29 protein-coding genes and 1 other annotated feature are annotated in these 24,401 nt (G+C 39.3%); of the genes, 3 read left to right on the top strand and 26 right to left on the bottom strand.

Features of this window, described 5'->3' with window-relative positions:
- Positions 1-652 precede the first annotated feature (652 nt).
- The 3 genes from C8K15_RS10730 to C8K15_RS10740 form a co-directional block, all read right to left on the bottom strand.
- On the bottom strand, positions 653-1,027 hold the full coding sequence (locus C8K15_RS10730) for a LapA family protein (RefSeq protein WP_108586407.1): 375 nt from the start codon (positions 1,025-1,027) through the stop codon (positions 653-655).
- Between the two features lie 103 nt (positions 1,028-1,130).
- Complete coding sequence (gene secDF, locus C8K15_RS10735; protein WP_108586408.1) at positions 1,131-3,410, bottom strand: protein translocase subunit SecDF; 2,280 nt, start codon at positions 3,408-3,410, stop codon at positions 1,131-1,133.
- Between the two features lie 106 nt (positions 3,411-3,516).
- Entirely contained in the window at positions 3,517-3,867 is a 351-nt protein-coding gene (locus tag C8K15_RS10740) for a post-transcriptional regulator (RefSeq protein WP_108586409.1), read from the bottom strand.
- Between the two features lie 95 nt (positions 3,868-3,962).
- Here C8K15_RS10740 and C8K15_RS10745 point away from each other — a divergent pair, with 95 nt between their 5' ends.
- Positions 3,963-5,468 carry a putative polysaccharide biosynthesis protein gene (locus tag C8K15_RS10745; protein WP_108586410.1) on the top strand — a complete coding sequence of 502 codons (1,506 nt, stop codon included), beginning with the start codon at positions 3,963-3,965 and terminating at the stop codon, positions 5,466-5,468.
- Here C8K15_RS10745 and C8K15_RS10750 read toward each other — a convergent pair.
- The 6 genes from C8K15_RS10750 to ruvA form a co-directional block, all read right to left on the bottom strand.
- Positions 5,455-6,102 carry a DUF421 domain-containing protein gene (locus tag C8K15_RS10750; protein WP_108586411.1) on the bottom strand — a complete coding sequence of 216 codons (648 nt, stop codon included), beginning with the start codon at positions 6,100-6,102 and terminating at the stop codon, positions 5,455-5,457. The two genes, C8K15_RS10745 and C8K15_RS10750, sit on opposite strands and share 14 nt — an antisense overlap.
- A 99-nt stretch (positions 6,103-6,201) precedes the next feature.
- Complete coding sequence (gene yajC, locus C8K15_RS10755) at positions 6,202-6,474, bottom strand: preprotein translocase subunit YajC (protein WP_108586412.1); 273 nt, start codon at positions 6,472-6,474, stop codon at positions 6,202-6,204.
- Positions 6,475-6,746: 272 nt separating this feature from the next.
- Entirely contained in the window at positions 6,747-7,886 is a 1,140-nt protein-coding gene (tgt, locus tag C8K15_RS10760) for a tRNA guanosine(34) transglycosylase Tgt (RefSeq protein WP_108586413.1), read from the bottom strand.
- Positions 7,883-8,941 carry a tRNA preQ1(34) S-adenosylmethionine ribosyltransferase-isomerase QueA gene (queA, locus tag C8K15_RS10765; RefSeq protein ID WP_108586414.1) on the bottom strand — a complete coding sequence of 353 codons (1,059 nt, stop codon included), beginning with the start codon at positions 8,939-8,941 and terminating at the stop codon, positions 7,883-7,885. Before queA ends, tgt begins: the two co-directional genes overlap by 4 nt.
- A 21-nt stretch (positions 8,942-8,962) precedes the next feature.
- Positions 8,963-9,964, bottom strand: a complete 1,002-nt coding sequence (ruvB, locus tag C8K15_RS10770) for a Holliday junction branch migration DNA helicase RuvB (protein WP_108586415.1) — start codon at positions 9,962-9,964, stop codon at positions 8,963-8,965.
- An 18-nt stretch (positions 9,965-9,982) separates the two neighbouring features.
- The gene (gene ruvA / locus C8K15_RS10775; RefSeq protein ID WP_108586416.1) at positions 9,983-10,603 is read right to left on the bottom strand and encodes a Holliday junction branch migration protein RuvA; all 621 of its coding nucleotides are present in this window, start codon (positions 10,601-10,603) and stop codon (positions 9,983-9,985) included.
- A 199-nt stretch (positions 10,604-10,802) separates the two neighbouring features.
- Here ruvA and C8K15_RS10780 point away from each other — a divergent pair, with 199 nt between their 5' ends.
- Entirely contained in the window at positions 10,803-10,988 is a 186-nt protein-coding gene (locus C8K15_RS10780) for a hypothetical protein (RefSeq protein ID WP_108586417.1), read from the top strand.
- A 175-nt stretch (positions 10,989-11,163) separates the two neighbouring features.
- Here the strand turns inward: C8K15_RS10780 and C8K15_RS10785 are convergent, their stop codons facing one another.
- Together C8K15_RS10785 and C8K15_RS10790 are read right to left on the bottom strand one after the other, a co-directional pair.
- Complete coding sequence (locus C8K15_RS10785) at positions 11,164-11,976, bottom strand: phosphotransferase (protein ID WP_233260443.1); 813 nt, start codon at positions 11,974-11,976, stop codon at positions 11,164-11,166.
- Between the two features lie 39 nt (positions 11,977-12,015).
- Positions 12,016-13,053, bottom strand: a complete 1,038-nt coding sequence (locus C8K15_RS10790) for a LysM peptidoglycan-binding domain-containing protein (protein WP_233260444.1) — start codon at positions 13,051-13,053, stop codon at positions 12,016-12,018.
- 122 nt (positions 13,054-13,175) lie between these two features.
- Between C8K15_RS10790 and C8K15_RS10795 the strand changes: the two genes are divergently transcribed.
- Positions 13,176-13,709 (top strand): transcription repressor NadR, encoded by a 534-nt coding sequence (locus C8K15_RS10795; RefSeq protein ID WP_108586465.1) that lies wholly within the window; start codon positions 13,176-13,178, stop codon positions 13,707-13,709.
- Positions 13,710-13,843: 134 nt separating this feature from the next.
- On the opposite strand, the gene pheA is transcribed toward C8K15_RS10795, so the two are convergent.
- The 15 genes from pheA to mreC all read right to left on the bottom strand — a co-directional run bounded on the left by pheA (position 13,844) and on the right by mreC (position 24,396).
- Positions 13,844-14,716, bottom strand: coding sequence for a prephenate dehydratase (pheA, locus tag C8K15_RS10800; RefSeq protein WP_108586420.1), 873 nt, complete (start codon positions 14,714-14,716; stop codon positions 13,844-13,846).
- Positions 14,717-14,728: 12 nt separating this feature from the next.
- A complete protein-coding gene (locus C8K15_RS10805) occupies positions 14,729-15,184 on the bottom strand; it encodes an ACT domain-containing protein (RefSeq protein ID WP_108586421.1) in 456 nt (151 codons plus the stop codon).
- A 17-nt stretch (positions 15,185-15,201) separates the two neighbouring features.
- Positions 15,202-16,491: a GTPase ObgE gene (gene obgE, locus C8K15_RS10810; protein WP_108586422.1), complete on the bottom strand. Its 1,290-nt coding sequence runs from the start codon at positions 16,489-16,491 to the stop codon at positions 15,202-15,204.
- A 3-nt stretch (positions 16,492-16,494) separates the two neighbouring features.
- Entirely contained in the window at positions 16,495-17,025 is a 531-nt protein-coding gene (locus tag C8K15_RS10815) for a Spo0B domain-containing protein (protein ID WP_108586423.1), read from the bottom strand.
- Between the two features lie 112 nt (positions 17,026-17,137).
- Positions 17,138-17,428, bottom strand: a complete 291-nt coding sequence (rpmA, locus tag C8K15_RS10820) for a 50S ribosomal protein L27 (protein WP_024534383.1) — start codon at positions 17,426-17,428, stop codon at positions 17,138-17,140.
- Positions 17,429-17,443: 15 nt separating this feature from the next.
- Positions 17,444-17,779 (bottom strand): ribosomal-processing cysteine protease Prp, encoded by a 336-nt coding sequence (locus C8K15_RS10825; protein ID WP_108586424.1) that lies wholly within the window; start codon positions 17,777-17,779, stop codon positions 17,444-17,446.
- Positions 17,780-17,791: 12 nt separating this feature from the next.
- On the bottom strand, positions 17,792-18,100 hold the full coding sequence (gene rplU / locus C8K15_RS10830; protein ID WP_108586425.1) for a 50S ribosomal protein L21: 309 nt from the start codon (positions 18,098-18,100) through the stop codon (positions 17,792-17,794).
- 14 nt (positions 18,101-18,114) lie between these two features.
- Positions 18,115-18,190, bottom strand: a sequence feature (ribosomal protein L21 leader region).
- A gap of 39 nt (positions 18,191-18,229) precedes the next feature.
- Positions 18,230-18,808, bottom strand: coding sequence for a metalloprotease (locus C8K15_RS10835; protein WP_233260445.1), 579 nt, complete (start codon positions 18,806-18,808; stop codon positions 18,230-18,232).
- Between the two features lie 7 nt (positions 18,809-18,815).
- Positions 18,816-19,376, bottom strand: coding sequence for a hypothetical protein (locus C8K15_RS10840; protein ID WP_108586427.1), 561 nt, complete (start codon positions 19,374-19,376; stop codon positions 18,816-18,818).
- 101 nt (positions 19,377-19,477) lie between these two features.
- Positions 19,478-19,735 carry a hypothetical protein gene (locus C8K15_RS10845; RefSeq protein ID WP_158268297.1) on the bottom strand — a complete coding sequence of 86 codons (258 nt, stop codon included), beginning with the start codon at positions 19,733-19,735 and terminating at the stop codon, positions 19,478-19,480.
- A 728-nt stretch (positions 19,736-20,463) separates the two neighbouring features.
- Positions 20,464-21,444: a nuclease-related domain-containing protein gene (locus tag C8K15_RS10855; RefSeq protein WP_233260446.1), complete on the bottom strand. Its 981-nt coding sequence runs from the start codon at positions 21,442-21,444 to the stop codon at positions 20,464-20,466.
- A 47-nt stretch (positions 21,445-21,491) separates the two neighbouring features.
- Positions 21,492-22,289, bottom strand: coding sequence for a septum site-determining protein MinD (gene minD / locus C8K15_RS10860; protein WP_108586430.1), 798 nt, complete (start codon positions 22,287-22,289; stop codon positions 21,492-21,494).
- A gap of 1 nt (position 22,290) precedes the next feature.
- The gene (minC, locus tag C8K15_RS10865; RefSeq protein WP_108586431.1) at positions 22,291-22,962 is read right to left on the bottom strand and encodes a septum site-determining protein MinC; all 672 of its coding nucleotides are present in this window, start codon (positions 22,960-22,962) and stop codon (positions 22,291-22,293) included.
- A 25-nt stretch (positions 22,963-22,987) separates the two neighbouring features.
- Complete coding sequence (gene mreD / locus C8K15_RS10870) at positions 22,988-23,512, bottom strand: rod shape-determining protein MreD (protein ID WP_108586432.1); 525 nt, start codon at positions 23,510-23,512, stop codon at positions 22,988-22,990.
- Entirely contained in the window at positions 23,509-24,396 is an 888-nt protein-coding gene (gene mreC / locus C8K15_RS10875) for a rod shape-determining protein MreC (protein WP_108586433.1), read from the bottom strand. The genes mreD and mreC overlap by 4 nt, the downstream gene beginning before the upstream one ends.
- Positions 24,397-24,401: the final 5 nt, after the last annotated feature.

Consider the following 24,401-nt stretch of genomic DNA (forward strand, 5'->3'; position numbering starts at 1 on the left):
GCGTGAGACCCACAACTATGCGGTTTCATACTTGTTGGCTCTTGCGGAACGTGCGGCTATCGTAAACGTACGATAAACAACTGTATCGTTTAACAGACCCTTTATTTTCAAAACATCTTATTAAAACTACAAACCGAAACCTTGATTCCATTCACTGTGGATGACAGGTTTCCAGTTCGCTCCGGACGTTTTTACCTGATGCACAATAATCTAGAGAATAAATAGTATGGGCTTGTGAATACGTCACTCGCACATCTCTCTTTTTGCAGATCATCCTGCGGTGGGTATTCATCCTTCGCTCCCTTGCAACCTGGAAGGACACAGTAATTTGGGTTTGCTTTACTACAGAATAGAAGGTTTCTTTAAGTAGATGTTCGCCCGAAGATGCTATTTCGGCCTCTTTCTGCTTTTTTAAATTTTGCAAAGTTTAATAATGCTGTTGATATTGAAGAACGTACAAAAGAGTACATTTGCGCCAAACGCCGCAAGAGCGTGAAACTTGAGACTCACAAGTATGTGGTTTTCATACTTGTTGTCTCATGCGTGACGTGCGGCACCTCAAATGTACGATAAGCAACCGTATAGTTCAACAGAGCCAAAAAGTTAAATCTTCTCAAATAAAAAACACCCGTAATGGGTGTTTTTTAAACCTTTAAATGGTTGAACGAACATCACCCGAAGTATCATCAGGAATCTCATCTTTTAAATGAGTGTCTTGATATCTCACGGGTTCATTTTTGTTCAATGCGGATATTTCATTTTGTTGAGTTGCGATCAGGGATTCTTTAGCAGTGTTATCTTTTTCAAGATGCTTAACCCGACGTTGCAATACGAATGAGCGGAAGATTGCTACTGAGCCACTAACTAGAGCGCCTAGTAAAGCAGAAACTAATATAACTAAAATTAGCGGCCACTGTGCAGTACCAAAGACGTAGTTAACTGGAACATCATCGACATTTACCACAGCAAAAATAGCTACAATTATGGCAAAAATAAGTGCGAGTAGTAAGGACCATTGAAATTTCATTGGTATTCCTCCTTTTTCTAAATGATACATTTGTTACAGTATACGTATAAAAAGGGAACAAAGTATAGTTTTCTATACCCTGTTCCCTTTGATTTATAAACTTTTATACTACAGGCTCGTCAGAACCCCATTTTTTGCTGTTTTCGTCAGCTTCAACATCAATTGCTCCACGTTTTTTAAGTTCGCGTTTTTTCAGTACGAACCAAAGTTGTGCAGCGATGAAGATTGAAGAATACGTACCGGAAATTAAACCAATTAGTAATGCAAGTGAGAAGTTTTGAATTGATTCTGCACCGAATACTAATAATGCGACAACGACAAACACAACTGTTAAAACCGTGTTAACCGATCGTCCAAGAGTTTGACGAAGTGATTTGTTAACAATACTTGCAAGCTCTTCTTCAGTTTCGATTTTCTTAGATCGTTTCATATTTTCACGAATACGGTCAAACGTTACGATCGTATCATTTATCGAATAACCAACAATCGTTAGGATTGCAGCAATAAATGTAATATCGACTTCTAAACGGAAAACACTAAACACGGCAATCATAAAGAATGCATCATATAAAAGGGACACAATCGCTGCGATTCCCATTTTCCATTCAAAGCGGAATGCAGTGTAAATAATAATTCCGATTGATGCGAAAATCAACGCATACAATGCATTTTTCGCTAGTTCACGTCCGATTGTAGGAGAGACAGTGCTGATGTTTGGCGCTACACCATATTCCTTCTTAATCGTCGATTTCAGTCCGTTTATTTCTTCTTGAGAGAAATCTTCTGCATATCGAATTACCCCAATTTCTTGTTTATCACCTGAAATGACAATGTCTTCAGAAGGGTGATCAATTGACTTTAAATAAGATGTGATTTCCTCTTTTGTCAAAGAATCTTCAGACAAGATTTCGACACGCGTACCACTTGTGAAATCAATGCCTAAATTCAAACGGAAAACCCCAAGTAAAATCATACCGAGCACAAGAAAAGCAATGGAAGCGGTAAAGAATTTATTACGGAATTTCACGAAATCAAAGCGATCAAACTTTGTTGGTAAATCTAGCGTACTGTAATTATCTTCAGCAGGATGGATAGTTGATTTTTTCACACCAAACAACCATGGTTTGCCATCGAAGAATCCGCTATTGACTAGTAAACCAAGGAGTATTCTTGATCCCCAAACAGCTGTAAGGAAACTCACTAATATACTAATGATTAACGTCGTTGCGAATCCTTTTACTGAACTTGTCCCAAAATAGAATAATACGACTGAAGCTAATAATGAAGTAATGTGAGCATCAAAAATTGCAGAGAACGAATCTTTTGCACCATTTTGAAATGCTACTTTTATAGATTGTCCAATACGTAATTCTTCTTTAATTCGTTCCGCGGTAATAATGTTGGCATCAACTGCAATACCAATTCCTAGGACAATGGCTGCAATACCTGGCAAGGTAAGAACGCCATTGATTAACTCGAATACAAGTAAGTTTAAATATACAAATACACCTAGCGTAATAACTGCAACCAAACCAGGTAAACGATAGTAGAGAAGCATAAATAAAGAAACAAGGATGGTCCCAATAACTCCGGCAAAAATCGTTGATTGAAGTGCTTTTTCACCGAACTGAGCACCAACAGATGTTGAATACGTTTCTATTAATTTAACAGGTAATGCACCAGCATTTAATACACCTGCTAAACTTTTCGTTTCTTCTACTGTAAAAGCACCGTTAATTTCAACACCAGTTGAATTAATTCGTTCATCAACAGTAGGGCTAGAGACAAATTTAGGATTTGCTTTACTAGCTTCTTTAGCAAAAGAATCTACGCCTTCTTCAAAATCCAACCAAATAACTAATAAGTTCTTCCCGACTGGTTTTTGACTTATTTGCTGAGTCACATCTGCGAACTTTGAAGGGTCTTTTAGTGTAAGTGTAACTATTGGACGACCATTCGCGTCAAATGTATCTTTAGCTCCACCTTCTTTTAAATCGGAACCGTCTAACATTAAATTATCGTCAACATCGCGGAATGATAAATTCGCCTGCGTAGACAATAATTCTCGCGCTGATTCTTGATCTTCCACACCAGCTAATTGAACACGAATGCGATTGCCGTCTTCAACTTGAATGTTCGGTTCGCTTACACCGAGTACGTTAATTCGGTTCAATAAAGCGGTAGAAGTATCAGTTACCATTTTCTCCGTAACTTTTGGCCCATCTTTTTTAAGCGGTTCGACTTGGTATAATACTTCGAATCCACCTTGTAAATCCAATCCCAATTTGATGTTGCTGACAACCGATTGTGCGGTTGTACCAATGGAAGCCGCAAATACTACGATAAGTAATAAAAATGCGATAATTCGGCCTCTTGTTTTCATATGTATATTTCCTCCTCAAATTGTCAAATGATAGTAAAACACTACCATTCTCAAAAAACACAATTAAGATTATTATGAAACACGTAAGGCAATGTGTCAAATGGACTTAAGATTCAGACGACTCTGGCAATACTGGTACTGGTTTAACAGATTTAACTGTAGGATTCAATAATGCTTGAAGGTTACCTTCATTTAGTTCTGAGAACCAATTCGATGTTTTAAAGTCTTCTATTTGAGTGTGTGTCATAAACTGTGCAGGTGAAACGGCTAAAACGTCATTGACCATTTCAGATACTCGCATTTCCAGTATGTCTCGCTTCCGCCATTTTTTATTTATACAATAATGCCAAATATCCGCCTCTTTAATGGAATTGTAGTTATACAAGCGAAACTCGTGAATCTTACTTTTCAATGCGGGCTGCACAAGTTGAAATAAATCTTCGTATTTAACACTCATTTAAACACTTCCCTCTTCTATGGTATTAAACATCGTTATTTTCGCATAAGAATATTGTATACGAATTTGGGTGACTTGAGAAGGAAGTGGCAGAATTGTCGACATTTTTACGTGGGACAATGGTATTAATGGGTGCTGTTTTTTTATCTAAATTGTTCGGTTTTGTTTTTCGCATTCAATTTGTGCGAATTGCAGGAGAAGAAGCTGTAGGAATATACTCAGCGGCTTATCCAGCATTTATTTTTTTCTTATCCTTAATACAATTAGGTTTACCGATTGCCGTTGCCAAAATTACAGCAGAATTGTATGCAGGAAAAAAACATGCTGAGATTCAATCACTCATGCGCAAAGTATGGAAACTAACATGGCTTTCCATATTCATTTTCGGTCCTCTATTATTTTTCACCATTCCGTATATCGCGACCAGTTTGTTAGAAAACGCAAATATTAGCACTACGCTATATATCGGCTTATTTACCATTCCAATTGCAGCTTTTGGTGGAATTCTAAAAGGGTATTTTCAAGGACTAGCAAAAGTTGAAGAAACTGCTTGGTCACAACTAATTGAACAATTTTTCCGCATTGCTTTAATCACTTGGTTATTGCCTTATGTAGTCAACCAATCAAGTCCTGGAGCTACTGCTGCTGCTGCCATGTCTCTTGCGTTATTGGCAGAACTCGCCTCGTTCTTGTACTTATGGTATAAGTACAAACGGGTGAAACAAACAACTGAAAAAGTCGTTACCTATCCAACTACTCCTATTTTAGAAGTAGCACTGCCTTCAGCTGGAAGTCGGCTGTTTGGTTCATTTACATGGTTTTTAGAACCCATTGTCTTTATTAAAGCATTAGCTGTTGCTGGTGTGACCGCAGTAGCAGCCACCAATTTATATGGAATGATTTCTGCTGTCTATATACCGTTATTGTTATTTCCTGCGTTTATTCCGTATGCTTTATCGATCGTCTTAGTGCCAGCCGTAAGTGATGCGCGAGCTCGTTCAAATCGTGCCATGTTACAAGAACGTGTATCCTTAGCCATGCGCGTGTCTGCCATTACTGGTTGTTTTGCAGCGACCATTTTTTATTTACACGGAGAGCATATTGTTCGGGTGTTATTTCATGTAACAGAAGGAAAAGGATATATGCAACTTTTAGCTCCAGTATTCTTTTTCTATTACATACAAAGTCCACTTCATGCAATTCTGCAAGCAATGCATGAAGCAAAGGCTGCTATGATGAATTCCATTTATGGTGGACTTGGCAAATTATTTGTGATGTTTGTGTTAGCATCTCAAGCTGGGATTGAAGAAAAAGGTGCGATTTTGGCCATTGGATTTGGTGTTTGTTTAACTTCATTTTTACATATGGCAACACTTCGTCAAAAAAAAGAAGCCGGTATTGGCTTCACATTTTTTGCTATACCGTATTTATTATTTATCATCGTCACGATACTTCGTCCGGTCATTTGGCCTTTAGCGGAAATGCCTTGGGTAGCTGATAGCTTCGTTACTGGTTTAATGATTTTTGCTGGCTTAATTGTTTTTGGGCAAATTCGTCTAACTGATATTCGTCTCCTACGTAAACTGATTAAGAAGACTTAAACCGTTCTCTCATTTGTATATATAACTTTTCTTTTTCATAGCTACAATAAAACACGGTTGATGGGTCATCAATGTCAAGGTTTTTTAATTCTTCTAGCAACCATTGTTTATCTTGTTGAATCAACTCTAAATGAGATTCTTGTACGTCACCATCTACAATAAGAGGCAAAACAGGATGATCTCCACCCATTTTAAATACAGACAAATTTCCCGACGACTCTAGAAAAGCATAAGCAACATCTTGAACAGAACCAACTTGCTGTTCACGAAGTTGTTGGAACAAATCGTCCAAATTGTACCTTATTTTCCGCATTTCCGATTCTATTATTTCACCATTGCGAATTATGATTGTAGGACTTCCATCAATTAAATCTCGAACCTTTTTACTTTTTAATGACCAGTAGGAAGTTCCTAGTTGGATGAACAATAATAATATCATTGGCATAATGGAACCAAACAAGTCGCGTTTTGGATCATCAATTGCAAACGATGCCACTTCTGCGATTAAAACAAATATAACTAAGTCCATTAGACTTAATTCGCCAACTTCACGTTTTCCCATTAATCTAAAGATAATTAATATTAATATATAAAGAAATATGGTCCTCAACGCTACAACAAGAAGTTCTTCCATATGCATCCCCTTTTTCTACTTAGTATGAGAAAAAGAAGACTGCACTATACAAAAAAACCTGTTTTTCCATAAAGGAAAAACAGGTTTTTGACTGTTCACTTAAAGTGTTGCTGATTCGTCGATAACACGCGCGATAGCTGCACGTTCAAATTGAAGGCGAGTACCATCTGTAATTGTTACAAAAACAGTTGAGTCATCTACTGCATCAACTAAAGCGTGAAGGCCACCTACTGTTACGATACGATCCCCACGTTTTAAGTTAGTTTGCATAGAAGCTGTCGTTTTTTGACGTTTTTGTGCTGGTCGAATAATGAAAAACCACATTACAACGAACATCAATATAATTGGTGCTAAACCGATTAATGTTTCCATTTTATATATTCCCCCTCTCTATCTATACAACACGTGTTCAAAAGGAGCATAAAAAGAGCCGTTTTTGGAACTCAGGCAAAGAACGCCACACAATGTGGCAACACCTGAGTGACCAACGTCTGTTGCCCTGAGGCGGAGAAGTAAGCAAACGATAAAGGTATACAGCCTAAATTCGCCACTCTCTGTGGCACAGGCTGCATGACCTGCCTTCTGCAGGCCTCAGCTATTTTTAGCGGACTTTTTGAACATCATCTTCAGTAAGTATACAAGAATCAGAAATTTTTTGCATCAGGTTTGTTATATCCATATTGTTCAAAGAACTCTGCACGGAAATCTCCTAGACGATCTTCTCTAATAGCTTGACGTACTTGCTTCATCAAATTCATTAAGAAATGCAAGTTATGGGTTGAAGTTAATCGAAGTCCGAATGTTTCTTCAGCTTTGATTAAATGACGAATGTAGGCACGGGAATAGTTCTTACACGCATAACAGTCACAATTTTCGTCGATAGGACCGAAGTCACGGGCATTTTGAGCACCTTTGATAACTAAACGACCGTTACTCGTCATAAGTGTTCCGTTACGTGCAATACGTGTTGGCAGTACGCAGTCAAACATATCAACACCACGAATCGCCCCATCAATAAGTGAATCTGGTGATCCAACACCCATTAAATAACGAGGCTTATCGGCAGGCATAAATGGAGTAGTGAATTCTAACACGCGGTTCATTACGTCTTTTGGCTCTCCTACTGACAGTCCACCAATTGCGTAACCTGGAAAATCTAGTGATGTAATATCTGCTGCACTTTGACGGCGAAGATCTTCAAACTCGCCACCTTGTATGATTCCAAATAACCCTTGATCATTTGGACGAGCATGTGCTTTTAGACAACGCTCTGCCCAGCGTGACGTACGATCCACACTTGATTGCATATATTCACGAGTCGCTGGGAATGGTGGACATTCATCAAACGCCATCATAATGTCTGAGCCTAAATCATTTTGAATTTGCATTGCTTTTTCCGGGCTTAAGAACATTTTGTCCCCATTCATATGGTTACGGAAATGAACGCCTTCTTCTTCAATTTTACGGAATTCGCTTAAACTGAACACTTGGAAACCACCAGAATCCGTTAAAATCGCACGGTCCCAGTTCATGAATTTATGCAATCCGCCCGCTTCTTTAATAATATCGTTACCTGGACGCAACCATAAATGGTACGTGTTACTTAAAATAATTCCTGCTTCCATGGTTTTTAATTCTTCAGGAGACATTGTTTTTACCGTCGCTTGTGTTCCAACTGGCATAAATGTTGGTGTTTCAAATGAACCGTGTGGCGTATGCACAATGCCTAAACGTGCACCTGTTTGTTTACATGTTTTAATTAGTTCGTATCGAATGGCTGTCATGCACGAACTCCTTTCTGATTAGCGGATGGGCGAATGAACATCGCGTCTCCAAAACTGAAAAATCGATAATTGTGAGTTATAGCTTGCTCGTAAGCATGTAGTATTTTGTCGCGTGAAGTTAAGGCACTTACTAACATGACAAGTGTAGACTTTGGTAAGTGGAAATTCGTAATCAACCCATCAATGCATTTAAATTCATAGCCTGGGAAAATGAAAATCGAAGTCCAGTCACTGTCTTCTTGTAATTGACCATTAAATTTGTTAGCAACCGTTTCAAGCGTACGAGTAGATGTAGTTCCTACCGAAATAACACGACCACCTGCAGCTTTTACTCGATTAATAGTATCTGCTGTTTCTTTCGAAAGTCGATAAAACTCCGAATGCATTTCATGGTCATCAATAGAATCGACGCTTACAGGTCTAAACGTACCGAGCCCTACGTGAAGTGTAATAAATACGACTTCCACACCCATTGATTTAATGTCATCTAATAACTCGTCTGTAAAATGAAGACCTGCTGTAGGTGCAGCTGCAGAACCTCTTTCTTTAGCGAAGACAGTTTGATAGCGATCTTTATCATCTAATTTCTCCCGAATATAAGGAGGCAATGGCATATCGCCTAATTGATCTAAAATTTCATAAAAAATACCTTCATAAGTGAATTTGAACAGACGACCTCCGTGGTTTGCTTCACCAACACATTGTGCTCGCAGTAAGCCTTCGCCGAAGGATACAACTGTACCAATTTTAACTCGCTTTGATGGTTTCACTAAAGTTTCCCACACATCTTCTTCCGTTTGCTTTAAGAGAAGGATTTCAATATTGGCTCCAGTCTCTTCTTTAATTCCCATAAGACGCGCTGGGAGCACACGGGTATCGTTTAACACAAGGCAATCGCCTGCTTGAAATTCATGGAGAATATCTTTAAACGTGTGGTGAGAAACTTCACCACTATCTTTATCCAGTACTAAAAGCTTGCTCGATGTGCGGTCGGCAAGCGGTGTTTGCGCTATTAATTCTTCTGGTAAATGAAAATCAAAATCTTCTACTTGCATAGGTATACTTCCTTTTTATCTTTATTCCTCGTAATAAGGGTAATTAAAATGATCATACGCGAGTTTCGTTACGACACGGCCTCTTGGTGTCCGTTGTAAGAAACCAATTTGTAATAAGTATGGTTCATAGACATCCTCAATCGTCGTCGATTCTTCCCCAATACTTGCAGCAATTGTATCCAGTCCAACCGGACCACCTCGAAAGCGTTCAATCATGCCAACCAATAACTTGTGGTCGATGTGATCTAGACCAAGTGCATCTACTTGCAACAATTCAAGGGCATCTTGTGCAACATCAATTGAAATGGTTCCGTTTCCTCTGACTTGTGCAAAATCTCGCACTCTTTTTAATAAGCGGTTGGCGATACGAGGCGTTCCTCGAGAACGACTGGCAATTTCACCTGCAGAAGGATGGTCAATTTCAGCGTCAAAAAGTGTTGCACTTCGAGACACTATTTCAGTTAACGCATGATTATCATAATAATCAAGACGTAGTAGGACCCCAAAGCGATCTCGGAGTGGAGCAGATAATGCGCCCGCTCTCGTGGTGGCTCCAATTAACGTGAAAGGTGGTAGATCAAGCCGCACTGAACGAGCTGATGGTCCTTTTCCAACCACAATGTCAAGACAAAAATCTTCCATCGCGGGATACAATACTTCTTCAATTGAACGATTTAAACGATGAATTTCATCGATAAATAAGACATCGCCTGGTTCAAGTGAACTGACAATCGCCGCTAAATCGCCTGGGCGTTCAATGGCAGGTCCACTCGTCATTCGAATATTGACTTCCATTTCATTAGCAATTACTGCTGCTAACGTAGTTTTCCCAAGTCCAGGAGGTCCATACAATAAAACATGATCCAAACTTTCTTTGCGCATTTTTGCTGCCTTCACAAAAATATCTAAATTATTTTTGACTTTATCTTGGCCAATGTATTGAGACAAATATTGTGGGCGAAGTGATTGCTCAAATCGTTCATCAAATTCCGAGACTTCAGTCGAAATGACACGTTCTTCCATGCCTATGACCTCCCTTCATCAGCCTTGTTTTAATAGCAATTGTAATGCTTTTTTCATGTAGCCTTCTGTATCAAGTGCCTCTGGTAAGGATACTAATTGCGGACGTACTTTCACTAGTTCACGATCTGAATATCCAAGTGCAGCAAGTGCTAAGAATGCTTCTTCGAGCTCAAGCTTTCCTGACGTTTCAGGGAATAATTGAAGTTCATCTTCACCACTTGGCATTTCAAAGTCAATGGATAAGTCGCCTAGTTTTCCTTTTAAATCAAGAATCATTTGACGCGCTGTTTTTTTCCCAACTCCCGGGAATTTCACTAAAAAGGTCTCATCTTCTCGCTCAATAGCTTGTACTACTTGGGACGGTTGTCCACTGGCAAGTATGGCTAACGCGCCTTTCGGTCCAATACCAGAGACTTGAATTAGTTTACGGAAAAGTTCGCGTTGATCAAGTGAAACGAAGCCAAAAAGTAACTGGGCATCTTCACGAACATTTAAATGTGTAAAGATTTGTTTTGGTTCTGGCGACACACGAAAAGCATATGGGTTTGGTGTGAATATTTGCCACCCTATGCCTTGTTGTTCCACCGTCATATATTCAGGTGTTATTCGTGTAACTACACCTTTTATGTAATCGTACATTTAAGTCTCTCCTCACATTCAACGTACTGATTATAGCATATAAAACGGATGTTCGCAGGAAGAAACCTAGCAATCATCCATGTATAAAGCTTCGTATTTTACTAGGTACCGGACAATCTTTTATATAAAATGTTTCAATCTGAGTATAGATGGGAAAAGATTCTCATCAACTATTCTACTAAATTGGAGGCGGTTTTAGATGGGGAAAAATAATGATACCTTTACTCACCAAAACAATCAACACAACAATCAAAATGAACAAGGCGAAGTAAATGAATTACAGCGTAAAAAGCTACAGTATAATCAGGAACATAGCAACCGTGAAGAAAATGAAAAGGTAGAAATTGAACAAAATGAACAAAGTGTGGAAGATTCTAAAGAATAGACATAAAAGCAAACAACACCCGTGATTTCAATAATCACGGGTGTTGTTTTATTTTTATCGTAATTTAATTACATTTATGTCAAACATATTGCATCGTTTTTTCGAACTAATCACTTTCAACGCGACGATTTCGCAATTTATTGAGCTCATTTGATAACCGTAGCTGTTCGATTGTTTACGAGAACCTACCACAATCATCCCATAATTGTGGCATATGTTTTAATGCTTTGTCAGTGAAAACTTTTAATTTCGGTAAAAATCCACGTAGTTGCAATTCAGATAATGTACTAGCATACAACCACTCACGCATCAGTTCGTTTGGAAATAATAAATAATTCCAATCAATTTTACGCAGAGATGGATTCTCTTGAATAAGTGCTTGTAAATCATAATCAAAATGAGGTAACACTCGATGTGACCATAAAATTAGTTCGACCTCGGCTGGACCTATGCAAGCCAAGTCAAAATCAATGATGTACATTTCGTCTTTTTTATCGATTACAAAATTATGATGAACGATATCACCATGTAAAAGTGTTAAGTGGTCACTTTTAACTGGTTCAAGCTGATCTAAAGAAGCTTTCGCAAGTTGTGTGATTCTCTGTGTTTTTGACGGACCGAGTTTTTGAAATAAAAACGGTTCAAGTTGTTGCCATTTTTCTAAACGATGTGCCCATTTTCGATTTAAATCGATTTCATGAAAATATATAGAATTGTGCCAAGCAATTTTTTTTCTTGTATCATGGAGTTGCTGTATTAAAGAAAGTGATTTAATGCGGTCTTCTGGCAAACTAAACTTTACTTTACGACCACTATCAATCCATGGTTGTTGAATGACCAGTGCATCTGGGTATGGCTCTACCGGCACAATAAAATCAGCACCAATAGTTTTTAATTGATCATGAATGAAGCGGATTTTTGCTGCATCATCATGACGTTCGTATTTCTTTAATGAATATGTTTGGGGTCCAATTTGCCATTTCCACACATTCGGCTTTAATTGAACATAATTCCCTCGCTCCACTTTTCAGTAGGGGCGAACGGGATTTTGGTATCCCCATTGCCCTTGTGGACCAGGCCACATGTGACAAGGCGCGCATGCCATATACGGAGCCATGTGCTGAGGCATCATCATATGTTGAGGCATCATATTATTTTCAGGCATCATATTATTTTGACCTTGGCTTTCTCCAAGTGTTTGCGGTGGATATGGATATTGAGCGAAACCGTGTTGTACAGGTTGATGATGTCCACATCCACATCCACATCTGCAAGGTCGCGGTGGTGGTGGTGCACAACCACATGGCGGTTGTTGGTGTTGATAGTTTTGATAGTGTGGAGGCAACATTGGAATTTCTAGTGAAGAAGAATCACGGAAAGAACTTGTATCATCTAATTCCCAACCATGTGTAGGTTTTAGTTTTGGTGTTGGTGTTGGCAATGGCATTGACTTCGGTACTGGCATTGGCTTCGGTACTGGCATTGGCTTCGGTACTGGAGTTGGTGCAGGTATTGGTGGTGGTGGCGGTGGCGCAGCTTGAGCAGGCAGTTGAACGTGAAGATTAACATCCATATCAGGAACTGGCATCCAACCATAAGGAATAAACTGAGGCATCATCTGAGTCATCATTAAATTTTGATTATTAATCGGTTGAGGCATCATTTGCGGCATCGGTTGTGGCATCAGGTTTGGCATCTGGTTTGGCATCGGTTGTGGCATCGGTTGTGGCATCGGTTGCGGGATCGGCTTTGGTAATGGCTTTGGCATCGGCTTCATGCTTGGTTTAGAAATTGGTTTCGGCGCAGGTTGTGGCATCGGTTTTGGAGCTGGCTGAGCTGTGTACTCCTCCTTACTCTTCTTAACCGGCCGCTCATTGCTATACGGGTGTTCTTTCATCTCATGCATTTTTTTCGATTTTTCCGGTACAAAAATTTTCATCCCCGGAACGATATAATCGGGATTTGCCAAATGCGCGTTTAAACGTTTTACTTCATCAAAAGATACACCATACTGTCTTGAAATTTTCCATAGTGTATCTCCTTTTTGCACAACATGTACGTGCAAAATACTTCCCCCTCTCATCCATGTATCGTATGAATGAAGATTTGATTTGGTCACTTTTTTGGTGTACATGATAAACTATGAGAACAAGTGCTATAGTTATGCATGAAAAGGACGGGATTGTATTGAAGAAATTATTAGGTGAAGAACGAAGACAAAAATTACTTGAACTGTTAAAGTTGGCAACCGAGCCTATTAAAGGAACCGACTTTGCGAAAAAAGCAGGCGTTAGCCGACAAGTCATAGTTGGCGACATGACCCTATTAAAAGCACGCAATGAGCCCATTTTAGCTACCAGTCAAGGATACATTTATATGAATCAATCAAATACCAGCCTTGCTTTTGAGCGTCAATTAGCGTGTGTTCACACACCTCATGATGCGCAAGAAGAATTATATACCCTTGTTGATGCAGGTGTGGTAGTAAAAAACGTCACGGTCGAACACCCTGTCTACGGTGAATTAACTGCATCCATTATGGTTTCCAATCGTCATGAAGTGGATTTATTTTTGAGTCGTGTAAAAGAAACCGGTGCTAGTTATTTATCCGAATTGACAGGCGGCATTCATTTACATTTGATCGCGGCCACTTCAAGTGAATTCTTAGAAGCAGCTATTGAAGGCATGAGATCTAAAGGATTTTTAGCGGATGACCAATAGGTAGTGCTCTACGTGCGAATTAGGAGATAATTGGTTAGTTGCGACAATAATCGAAGAAGTTGCGACGATAAACAAAGAAGTTGCGACAATCATTATCCAATAAATACAAAAAGGAATGATTGCAGAGTCTGCAGTCATTCCTTTTTGTATGTAAAATATGTACCTAGAGATTTTACTTCGCACCCTAAAGCACGTAATTCTTCTTTAGCACCTTGCATCATCGTTACATTTTCATCTTCTAGGACATCCACGATAAAGAAGTAATGACCAAGACCTGTTTTTAATGGACGCGATTCAATTTTACTCAAATTCAACTGACGCCATGCAAATACAGATAACACTTGATGTAGTGCACCCGATCGATCATCGACTGGTAACGTGATCATAAGTGTCGTTTTAGGCGATTCGTCATGACCTGCTTTAGTCAGCTTTCTGTTTGCTTTTTGAAGGACAAAAAATCGTGTATGATTGAAATGAAAATCATGTATATTCGATTCCACAATGGTTAATCCATATTTCTTCGCAGCAAATTCATTACCGATTGCTGCATACGTTTTTTCAGGATGTTCAGAAACAAATTTCGCTGCAGCTGCAGTCGACGTCGTCTGTTCTAAAGGTATCCCACGGAAACGATAATACAAATATTTATGGCACTGTGCTAGCGCATGAGGATGGGAAAATACCGATTCGATATCTTGCCAGTTCGGCACTTGCTCAGGATGTACCATAAAATGTTGCTCAATCGGTGATAAAATTTCTGCTGACACATGTAATTTCACATCATGAAACAAATAATCAATAGTTAGGGGTACAGAGCCCTCTAGAGCATTTTCTAGAGGTACAACAGCATATTCGACTTCATCGTTCGCAACTGCCTCAATACACTCTGGAATGGTCGTATATGGCATCAGCCACTCCCCTTCAAACACTTCACCTGCTGCTAAATGTGTAAAGGATGCTTCTGGACCTAAATAAGCTACTCGTGATTCCCACGCTTGTTTTACCATGTTAAACACTCCTTAAGATGCACCCGAACTAATAACTTCCGCTGACTCCACAAAATCTAAACGTTTCAATTGTTGAATGAAATCATCCAATTGCACATTCATCGCCGTTACATCCAGAGAAAGCGTCACATTAGCACGTCCTTGGATAGGAATGGTTTGATGAATCGTCAGCACATTACAATGTGACTCAGCAACTGTATGAAGCAACGTCGCCAAAGTTCCTTTGCGATCCTCTAGTTGCAAAAACACCGTTAATATACGTTCGCGCACAATGGAATGGAATGGGAAGACGGCATCTCGATATTTATAAAAAGCGCTACGTGATAAGTCCACTTTTTTCACCGCGTCCCAAATTGACGCGACTTCTCCACTTTGCAACAACTCCTTGGCTTCAAGGGTTTTTTGCATTGCTTCTGTCAACACATCTTCGCGTACTAAAAAATATCGTTGTTCAGATACGTCTTTCATGTTCCCATCCTCACTTTCTATTCGATGAATTCAAATTCGAATTCAAGAAGTCTCACAGTATCACCGTTTTCTGCACCACGTTCACGAAGTGCTTCATCAACGCCCATACCACGTAGTTGACGTGCGAAACGACGAATTGAATCTTCACGTGAGAAGTCGGTCATTTTGAATAAACGTTCGATCGATGAACCACTTAATACATAAGCACCATCGTCATCACGTGTAATGTCGAAACCTTCACGTTCTGATGTATGTTTGTAAAGAACTGTTTTGTCAGATTCTTCTTCAGCCATTTCATGCATTACGAAATCTTCTGTTACTTCAAGTAAATCGGCAATGGCGAATAAAAGTTCGTTTAACCCTTTACGTGAAAGTGCTGAAATCGGGAAAATCCTCACATCTTCCGGTAATTTCTTACGGAATTCTGCTAAGTTTTCTTCTGAATCCGGCATGTCCATTTTATTGGCAACCACTAATTGTGGACGCTCAGTTAAACGCAAGTTATATTGACGAAGTTCTTCGTTAATTGTCACATAATCATCATATGGATCACGACCTTCAATTCCAGACATATCGATAACATGCACAATTACACGTGTACGTTCAATATGACGTAAGAATTGGTGACCTAGACCAACACCTTGGCTAGCGCCTTCAATAAGACCTGGTAAATCTGCCATTGCAAAGCTACGGCCATCAGTCGTTTCAACCATTCCTAAGTTAGGGACAATCGTTGTGAAATGATAAGCAGCAATCTTCGGTTTCGCTGCAGATACAACAGACAGTAATGTAGATTTACCAACACTTGGGAATCCAACTAGTCCAACGTCTGCTAATACTTTAAGCTCTAAAACCACATCAATTTCAAATCCTGGTTCACCTTTTTCAGACAGTTCAGGTGCTGGATTTTGAGGTGTTACAAAACGACAGTTTCCGCGTCCTCCACGTCCACCTTTTGCAATGACCGCTCTTTGACCATGTTCGACTAAATCAGCTAAAACTGGTCCTCCTTCTTCAGCCATTACTACTGTACCGGGTGGAACTTTAACGATTAAATCTTCAGCACCACGGCCGTGCATGCCTTTACTTTGTCCGTGATCTCCACGATCCGCTTTAAAAAATCGTTTGTAACGGAAATCCATTAATGTACGTAAACCTTCTTCAACTTCAAAGATTACGCTTCCTCCGCGGCCACCATCTCCGCCTGCGGGTCCACCGTTTGGAACATACTTCTCACGACGAAACGCGACCATACCATCTCCGCCATCTCCGCCTTTAATGGATATCTTTACGTGATCTACAAACATAGACTATCCCTCCTTGCTTTCTTCTATATGAAAACGCCATTTCGTGGCCGTTTTGCATTCATGAGTCAATGTAACTAGTGGTTCGTGGTTAATTTCGTGCTGTATTGGTTCCCATTCTCCGATTGTTTCAAACGTAAGTTTAAATTCAGACTGAGTACACAATATATGAATGTTTAGATGTTGTTCTTTAAACGGACTTAATTGTGTGTGCAAAAGTGTAATTGCTTGTTCCAGCACATCACGAATAGAGGCATCTAATAAGGTGTTACAGGTAGACTCAATTTGACTAGATATGTTCACTTGAAAACCGGCAAAACGCCAATTCATGGTTTGTAGCCATTCAGAAGTAAGAGGTAAGTTTAACTTCGCTAATTCATAGAATGCTTTAACTTCAGTGGTATAGTGATCAATAACCTCTTTCGCATCATCCAGTCGTGCTAGATCAATATTCATTTTAATAAGCTGCAACTGATTTAGAAAATCATGTCTTGCAAATCGCAATGCTTCATTTACTGAAAACGCTTTGTCGGTCATATAATCACACTCTCCATTATGCTAATCTCATTTCATTAGTATACCAAGAAATGAAGCGATTTTGTTGCAAAAGAAAAAGGACTGCAGTTATGCAGTCCTTTGGCTGTTTGAATTAAGCTTCTTGAGCTACAGGATATACACTAACTTTTTTCTTGTCGCGGCCATAACGCTCAAAGCGTACAATACCGTCAACTTTCGCAAAAAGTGTGTCATCTCCACCACGGCCTACGTTTTCACCTGGATAAATTTTAGTACCGCGTTGACGGTATAAAATTGAACCACCAGAAACGTGTTGACCATCAGCGCGTTTAGCGCCAAGGCGTTTTGATTGTGAGTCACGTCCGTTACGAGTCGAACCTACTCCTTTTTTCGAAGCGAAAAACTGAAGATCTAATCTTAACATCATTTGTTTCACCCCCTACTTTTTGAAGGTTATTTTTATATACTGTCCATAATCTTTTTCAATCGTTTGTAAAGAAACAATCATCGCTTGTACAATTAATTGTACCTGTTCATTCGTTTTTGGAACTAAGTCATCAGAAAACGAGACTTTGAGAAACCCGCCGTCTTGTCCTTGCTTCACATCAGGAATCACTTTTGTAAGTTCAACGATTGCATTAACTGCTCCAAAAGAAACAGCTGTTGCGGCTGCACAAACTAAATCTTTTCCATGTTCAGCAAAATCTGCATGTCCTTTCATTTCAAAAGAACGAATGTCATTGGATTGATTTTTATCAATCGTTACTTTAATCATCTTTTACACATCTTATAGATTGATCGAATCAATCACAAGTTTCGTGTAAGGTTGGCGATGACCTAGTTTACGATGATAGTTCTTTTTAGCTTTATATTTGAAAACAGTGATTTTTTTAGCTTTGCCGTTTTTCACGACTGTCGCTTTAACTGTCGCTCCTTCAACGAAAGGAACTCCAACTTTCACATTGTCTCCACCTACGAATAATACTTTATCAAATGTGAAAACGTCATCAGCTTCAACACCTAATTTTTCGATGTAGATTTCTTGACCTTTTTCAACCTTGATTTGCTTACCACCAGTTTCAATAATTGCGTACATTTTACTGCACCTCCTCTTAGACTCAGACTCGCCTTAAATAAGGTGATCTTTTCAGATACTTTGACCTCTTCAGAGCGGTTGTAGTAGCACGGGTGCTACAAACAATAACATTAAAACTTTACCATAATGCTAGGGTAGCGTCAACTGCTTCGTGACAATTTTATTGAAAGCTTCATCATATTTTCGGTATTGCCACGAACGAATATTTTGAAATGCAATAAATGAAAATATAAATGCGAGATGCAATTTGTTATATGTAGCTAATAATAGCAGGACTGAAAGGCAGATAGACAGGGCTAAATGTGTATTTTGATGATGTTTAGGAATAATGGCCTTCAATGCTTGTCCACCATCTAATGGCAAAATGGGGATTAAATTAAGCGCAAGAATGGTCAATTGAACTTCATTAAAAAAAGCTTGTCCCGGAAAATAAAAAAATTGCGCAGTTAAATAGAGGATTGCCGTTGCGAGTGGACCAGCAATCGCAATAAGCCATTGATGATGCGGCGGAGCAAGTTGAAGATTTTTCAGTTTAATGGCCCCACCATATGGAAGAATGGTACAACTGGACATCTTAAGGCCCGTCCATTTAGCTGCCGCAATATGGCCTAATTCGTGAAAAAGTAAAGAACAAATAATAATGCTATAGTGCGCCAGCTGCGCAGTAGCAATTAAGTAAATAATAATAGGAATCATTATGGGATGCATGCGGATTTTAGTAAAGTACATCCGTCATCCATTCTGTAACCGCAGAGGGTTCAAGATTTTTACCTGCGCGTTCTATTTTCACAAACATTGATCCTGGCTGCACTTCTGCAATTAAGTCATTCTCTCCGACAGCTGTATAAGGTAAATTAGAAAAGTTTTCAACAAAACCATATGTCACAATATCTCCACCATCGTAAAGAACTGTCATCGTTTTCCCCGTATGGCGTGTATGTCCAGTGAAGAGAATGATACCATCTTCTCTCGCAGTGACTTGAATCGGTGTAGTGTACGAAACTAGCACGCCTTCTTCATAAGGTTGCATAGACTCGTAAGTCGCCATCGTCGGAATCATAGAGTCTTTGGGAGTCGCTGCCACAGGAATAAGTTCAGGACGATAATCTCTTGGTAACTGTGCGATTACAAATTCGCGAACCATTTGAATATCCTTCCCTTGGGTAAATATTGTGCGAAGTTGTGAAGTTCCACCTTTTTGCTCTTGGATTTGAACAATTGCAATGATGCCAACGGTAAATATACATGCGATAATCCATTTTTGTACAGATTTCATGCCGCAGCCCCCCTTTTCCGGTAGTATATGCAGACGTGGTTTTATATATTTCTATTGATATATGGATTTTAGAGTGGGGCTATACAGGATGAAGACAAGATTTAGGGGATTGGCGTAACTTCTCGAGGAATTGTTGCAACTCTTGTTCGTTTTGTCGCAACTTCTCGTAGTATCGTCTCAACTATAGGTCGTATTGGCGCAACTTCTCGTGTTATTGACTCAACTCTTGGTCGTTTTGTCGCAACTTCTTCCGTTATTGTCGCAACTATCCAATTTCCTCCTAATTCCCAATCGATTTTCTTCCCACAAAAACGTAGCCCTTCGCGAAAGCGATGGGCTGCCAAATTAAGATTTAACACTTTTGTGTGGATAGGTATTGTCGCAACTTTCTTTGATATTGTCGCGACTTTTGGTCGTATTATCGCAACTTCTCGTGGTATCGTCTCAACTCTTAGCTGTATTTTCGCAACTTCTTCCGTTATCGTCGCAACTATCCAATTTCCTCCTAATTCCTACTCGATCTTCTTCCCACAAAAAACGCAGCCCTTCGCGAAAGCGTTGGGCTGCCGAATTAAGATTTCAACACTTTGCGTGGATAGGGTATTGCCGCAACTTTCTTCGATATTGACGCTACTATTGCTCGTATTATCGCAACTTCTCGTGGTATCGTCTCAACTCTTAGCTGTATTGTCGCAACTTCTTCCGTTATCGTCGCAACTATCCAATTTCCTCCTAATTCCTACTCGATCTTCTTCCCACAAAAAACGCAGCCCTTCGCGAAAGCGTTGGGCTGCCGAATTAAGATTTCAACACTTTGCGTGGATAGGGTATTGCCGCAACTTTCTTCGATATTGACGCTACTATTGCTCGTATTATCGCAACTTCTCGTGGTATCGTCTCAACTCTTAGCTGTATTGTCGCAACTTCTTCCTTTATTGTCGCAACTATCCAATTCCCTCCTAATTCCCACTCGATTTTCTTCCCACAAAAACGCAGCCCTTCGCGAAAGCGTTGGGCTGCCAAATTAAGATTTTAACTTCATTGTGTTTAGAAGGTTAATTCTACTCCAACAAACTTTTGAAATTGCTTATCTCTTCTTCATTTCAAATGCTAAAAATGGTTCCAAGCGCCATGGTTCAAATTTCAATGTATATATTCTATTTTTATGACTACCGGTATATTTCGCTATGCAACTCTTTAAAATTCTCGAAATTAAATCTTTGTTATCAATACCTAACCACCATTTTACATCCCTACTTGTAGTTTCACTGCCAAATAGTAGTTGGTATTCTTGCAATGTCGCTACATGTGCTTCCTTGTCGTGACAACCACAATAACCGCACACCCATGTAGCGTATACTCGCTTCATCCCTACTTCAAAACACTTTCTGCATTTGACACCTGGACGAATCCCTTTCCGTTCAATTCCCAATCGTCCCATTAGTACGTCATCATGGATAGTACAAGTTCCACGTTTCAGAATATGACTTACTTTTTTCAACTCCTCGTTTGATATCATTTCTTTACTTTTCACTTCCATTTCTTCGAGCGTATCGCACACGGCATCGATGGGAATAGATTTGAAAAGTGTTGGCGGCTGAATGACAATCCCGGCTCGACTTGCAAACACAATTAAGCCTTGAACAGGTATTTGAACTCCTTTTAGATTTAATTTTCTCTGTAATACTTTTACTGCTCGTTGCAATTGAAGTTCCGGATTTCTCATACCTTCTTTTTTACCATCAATTATTCGATAAAATTGTTTTGAAATGGAATCAAAATAAAACTCCCCTTTCATATTTTTCACTTCCAAAATGCAAATCATCTTTGGCGTCACTACAATGACATCCATTTGCGTATTGCCTATCATGATATTTCGATAAATTTCAACCTTGGGAGTCAGAACTACTTCCTCTAGAAATCTTGATACTTTATCTTCTCCAGCAAATCCTGCTTTCGTCGTCCGGTAATCTTCACTAAGCAATCGCTTATCACTAAATCGCGAATACACTACACACATTCTTAACACATTAAACTCGTATGTTTTTTGATTATTCAGTCTTATCACTCCTAAAAAAATCCTCCACTCGATCAAAAGTGGAGGATTTAGCTAATTTATTTAGCAAAAACGGCTTTTATTTTTGAGAATATGCCTTTTTTCTGCACGTCCATAGACATTAAAGGTACCGATTCACCTAAAATACGACGCGCAATGTTGCGGTAGCCTTGAGCTGCTCGGTTTGTTGGGTCCATTACTACTGGCTCACCTTTGTTGGAAGAAGTAATAACACTTTCGTCATCCATGATGATGCCAAGTAAATCAATGGATAAGTGTGTAGTAATTTCATTAACATCTAACGCATCGCCGGCTTTCATTAAATGTTGACGAATACGGTTGATAATTAATTTTGGCGGGGCAATATCTTCTTGTTCAAGCAAACCGATGATACGATCCGCATCACGCACGGCTGAAATTTCAGGTGTGGTAACGACGATTGCACGGTCTGCACCAGCGACTGCATTTTTATATCCTTGTTCGATACCTGCAGGACAGTCGATTACGACATAATCGTAGTCACGTTTTAATTCCGTTACAAGTTCTTTCATTTGTGCGGGGTTTATAGCGTGTTTGTCTGTTGTTTGCGCTGCTGGAAGTAGATACAATTTGTCTTCAAAACGTTTATCTTTTACTAAAGCTTGGTGAACTTTACAACGGCCTTCGATTACGTCAACCAAATCATAAATAATTCGGTTTTCTAATCCAAGGACAACGTCTAAGTTACGTAAGCCGATATCAGTATCAATTAAACAAACTTTCTTGCCTTGAAGTGCCAATGCAGTCCCCAGGTTGGCGGTTGTTGTTGTTTTGCCAACACCTCCCTTACCTGAAGTAATTACGATAGCTTCTCCCACATTAGCTTCCTCCTTTAAATGTAGATAATTGCGGTCTTAATAAACGTAGTTCTTGTAAGCGATCGATTGCAATGAAGCCATTTGCATGCAAATATGCACATTCCATTTCGGGTTGTTCCGAAAGAATCGTCAATTCATCCGTCATAGTTTCAAGTGTTTCATTAATTTTAATATGTGTCGCTTCTAACCAAGACGCCGCGATGACTGCTTCTTTATTGCCATTCGCCCCTGCATGTGCGCTACCTTTTAAGCGGCCAAGCACAAAAATATTGCCGCCAGCTATGATTTTGCCATTTGGGTTTACATCTCCTACGACAACTAAATCACCTTCTGCTTTGATAACTTGACCAGAACGAACGATGCCGACGTAAGTTTCCGATTGACGCTCTAAGATGCGGCGATTGCTTTCTTCTATGGAAATCACATCACTTTGCACTCTTGAGACACGTAAATGTGGAGACGTGTGCACGCTTGCAATGAGTTCTTTTATTTGTTCTTCTGAGCAGTATCGATTTCCAAGTTGTAATAATACCTCTGCTTGTCCATCGATGCCTTCGTCCGAAACTTTTAGCTTTAGTTCATCCACCAGTTCGGCATATGCGCTTTGATCATCAAGCCGAAGCACTAGACCGTCTTTTGTCCCTTTTATATAGACTAGTTGCTTTTTCGTCATCAAATGCGTCACCTCACGCGTAGAATTAATTTGGCTGATTTAATCGTTGCAACAATCGTGCATTGATTACATATTTAAATGCCCAGCCTAGCACCACTAAGAATATTGAATTTGCAATCATCGTTGGAATGAGACGTTCGCTAACAAAAGCTTGTAACGAAATATCGGTCAATCCAATAAATGAAAAGAATTGGAATAACGCGAATTCAAGACCAGCAACTAATACAAGTGACACGATTGTTGTCACCAATAAATTCTGGTGAATGAATTTCACGATATAACTAGCTAGTAAACAAATTAATGGATATAAAAATGAATACAATCCAATAATATCAATGAAAAACACATCATACAAGAGCCCAAAAAGTAATGCATACACCATCGCGCGGTTGCGACTATAGTAGATGGAAATGAATATCAAATACATGATGAGAAATCGAGGGATTAAATACCGATACTCCCCATTAATGTCTAAGGGAGAAAATAGCCCGAATACGGGTTCAAGATAAAACAAGACGACAGCAATGGCTGGAACGATAAAACGCTTCATGATTCATCCTCATCAATCGCAGTATTTTCTCCATCTGTCCCATCGACGGTTGTCATAACGCGTTTTGCAATCATCACGTGGTCAAGTAGAGCAAAATCAGCTGCTGGTTTAACATAAGCCATATTCGTTAAGCCGAAATCGTCTGTCGATACTTCAGTAATTTCCCCGATTAAAATACCTTTAGGAAAAATCCCGCCTAGTCCAGATGACATGATTTTTTGACCTTTTTTGATTTCAATGTTTGAATCGATTCGTTTTAGAATTAGTTCTTTTCGCTCATCATCGTATCCTTCAATTAAGCCGAATACTTCTTTTTCGCCCGTCACCATCGCAGATACACGATAGTTTGGATTTTGTGTCGATAAAAGTTCAACAGTAGAAGTAAATGGCGTCGTTAGTACAACTTTTCCAATTAATCCTTGCGCAGTCATAATTGCCATGTTCTTTTCGACTCCGTGAACTTCTCCTTTATCGAGTATTATTTTTTCTTCCCATTGATCAGGATTTCTTGCGATTACAGTTGCCTGAATCGGTTCATACTTTCGAAGATCGTCTTGCTTGTCTACAACTTCTCTTAATCTCGTATTCTCTGATGCTAAATCGTTGACGTCTGCTTGCAATTTCGCAAATTCTTCTAAACGACCTTTCAATCGTTTATTTTCTTCATACGTATTTAACAAAGAATCAACATTATCGAAAACACCTGTTATGTACTGTGTTGGTTTTGAGAAAATAGATTGCCCAAAACCAACCACATCTTTAATAATTTGTTCAGGTAACGACGCATTATCACGATCTCTGAGAGAGAAGCTGATCAATGCCACAAGAAAGATGACCCCGACAAGCAGCAAAATTAATCGCTTATTCGAAAAAAATTGTGGCATTAGAA

Origin of the sequence: Paenisporosarcina sp. OV554 (genome assembly GCF_003058165.1) — a bacterium.
Taxonomy (GTDB): Bacteria; Bacillota; Bacilli; order Bacillales_A; family Planococcaceae; genus Paenisporosarcina.

Excerpts from the sequence above, each read along its gene's own strand:
- C8K15_RS10835 (WP_233260445.1), bottom strand. The coding sequence starts at position 18,808 with ATGCATCCCATAATGATTCCTATTATTATTTACTTAATTGCTACTGCG.
- yajC (WP_108586412.1), bottom strand. The coding sequence starts at position 6,474 with ATGGAAACATTAATCGGTTTAGCACCAATTATATTGATGTTCGTTGTA.
- queA (WP_108586414.1), bottom strand. The coding sequence starts at position 8,941 with ATGCAAGTAGAAGATTTTGATTTTCATTTACCAGAAGAATTAATAGCG.
- rpmA (WP_024534383.1), bottom strand. The coding sequence starts at position 17,428 with ATGTTAAGATTAGATCTTCAGTTTTTCGCTTCGAAAAAAGGAGTAGGT.
- C8K15_RS10825 (WP_108586424.1), bottom strand. The coding sequence starts at position 17,779 with ATGATTAAAGTAACGATTGATAAAAATCAATCCAATGACATTCGTTCT.
- mreC (WP_108586433.1), bottom strand. The coding sequence starts at position 24,396 with ATGCCACAATTTTTTTCGAATAAGCGATTAATTTTGCTGCTTGTCGGG.
- pheA (WP_108586420.1), bottom strand. The coding sequence starts at position 14,716 with ATGGTAAAACAAGCGTGGGAATCACGAGTAGCTTATTTAGGTCCAGAA.
- C8K15_RS10805 (WP_108586421.1), bottom strand. The coding sequence starts at position 15,184 with ATGAAAGACGTATCTGAACAACGATATTTTTTAGTACGCGAAGATGTG.
- ruvA (WP_108586416.1), bottom strand. The coding sequence starts at position 10,603 with ATGTACGATTACATAAAAGGTGTAGTTACACGAATAACACCTGAATAT.
- C8K15_RS10740 (WP_108586409.1), bottom strand. The coding sequence starts at position 3,867 with ATGAGTGTTAAATACGAAGATTTATTTCAACTTGTGCAGCCCGCATTG.
- C8K15_RS10750 (WP_108586411.1), bottom strand. The coding sequence starts at position 6,102 with ATGGAAGAACTTCTTGTTGTAGCGTTGAGGACCATATTTCTTTATATA.
- minC (WP_108586431.1), bottom strand. The coding sequence starts at position 22,962 with ATGACGAAAAAGCAACTAGTCTATATAAAAGGGACAAAAGACGGTCTA.
- C8K15_RS10840 (WP_108586427.1), bottom strand. The coding sequence starts at position 19,376 with ATGAAATCTGTACAAAAATGGATTATCGCATGTATATTTACCGTTGGC.
- C8K15_RS10780 (WP_108586417.1), top strand. The coding sequence starts at position 10,803 with ATGGGGAAAAATAATGATACCTTTACTCACCAAAACAATCAACACAAC.
- secDF (WP_108586408.1), bottom strand. The coding sequence starts at position 3,410 with ATGAAAACAAGAGGCCGAATTATCGCATTTTTATTACTTATCGTAGTA.
- mreD (WP_108586432.1), bottom strand. The coding sequence starts at position 23,512 with ATGAAGCGTTTTATCGTTCCAGCCATTGCTGTCGTCTTGTTTTATCTT.
- obgE (WP_108586422.1), bottom strand. The coding sequence starts at position 16,491 with ATGTTTGTAGATCACGTAAAGATATCCATTAAAGGCGGAGATGGCGGA.
- tgt (WP_108586413.1), bottom strand. The coding sequence starts at position 7,886 with ATGACAGCCATTCGATACGAACTAATTAAAACATGTAAACAAACAGGT.
- ruvB (WP_108586415.1), bottom strand. The coding sequence starts at position 9,964 with ATGGAAGAACGTGTCATTTCGACTGAAGTCTCGGAATTTGATGAACGA.
- rplU (WP_108586425.1), bottom strand. The coding sequence starts at position 18,100 with ATGTACGCAATTATTGAAACTGGTGGTAAGCAAATCAAGGTTGAAAAA.
- C8K15_RS10730 (WP_108586407.1), bottom strand. The coding sequence starts at position 1,027 with ATGAAATTTCAATGGTCCTTACTACTCGCACTTATTTTTGCCATAATT.
- C8K15_RS10815 (WP_108586423.1), bottom strand. The coding sequence starts at position 17,025 with ATGACCGACAAAGCGTTTTCAGTAAATGAAGCATTGCGATTTGCAAGA.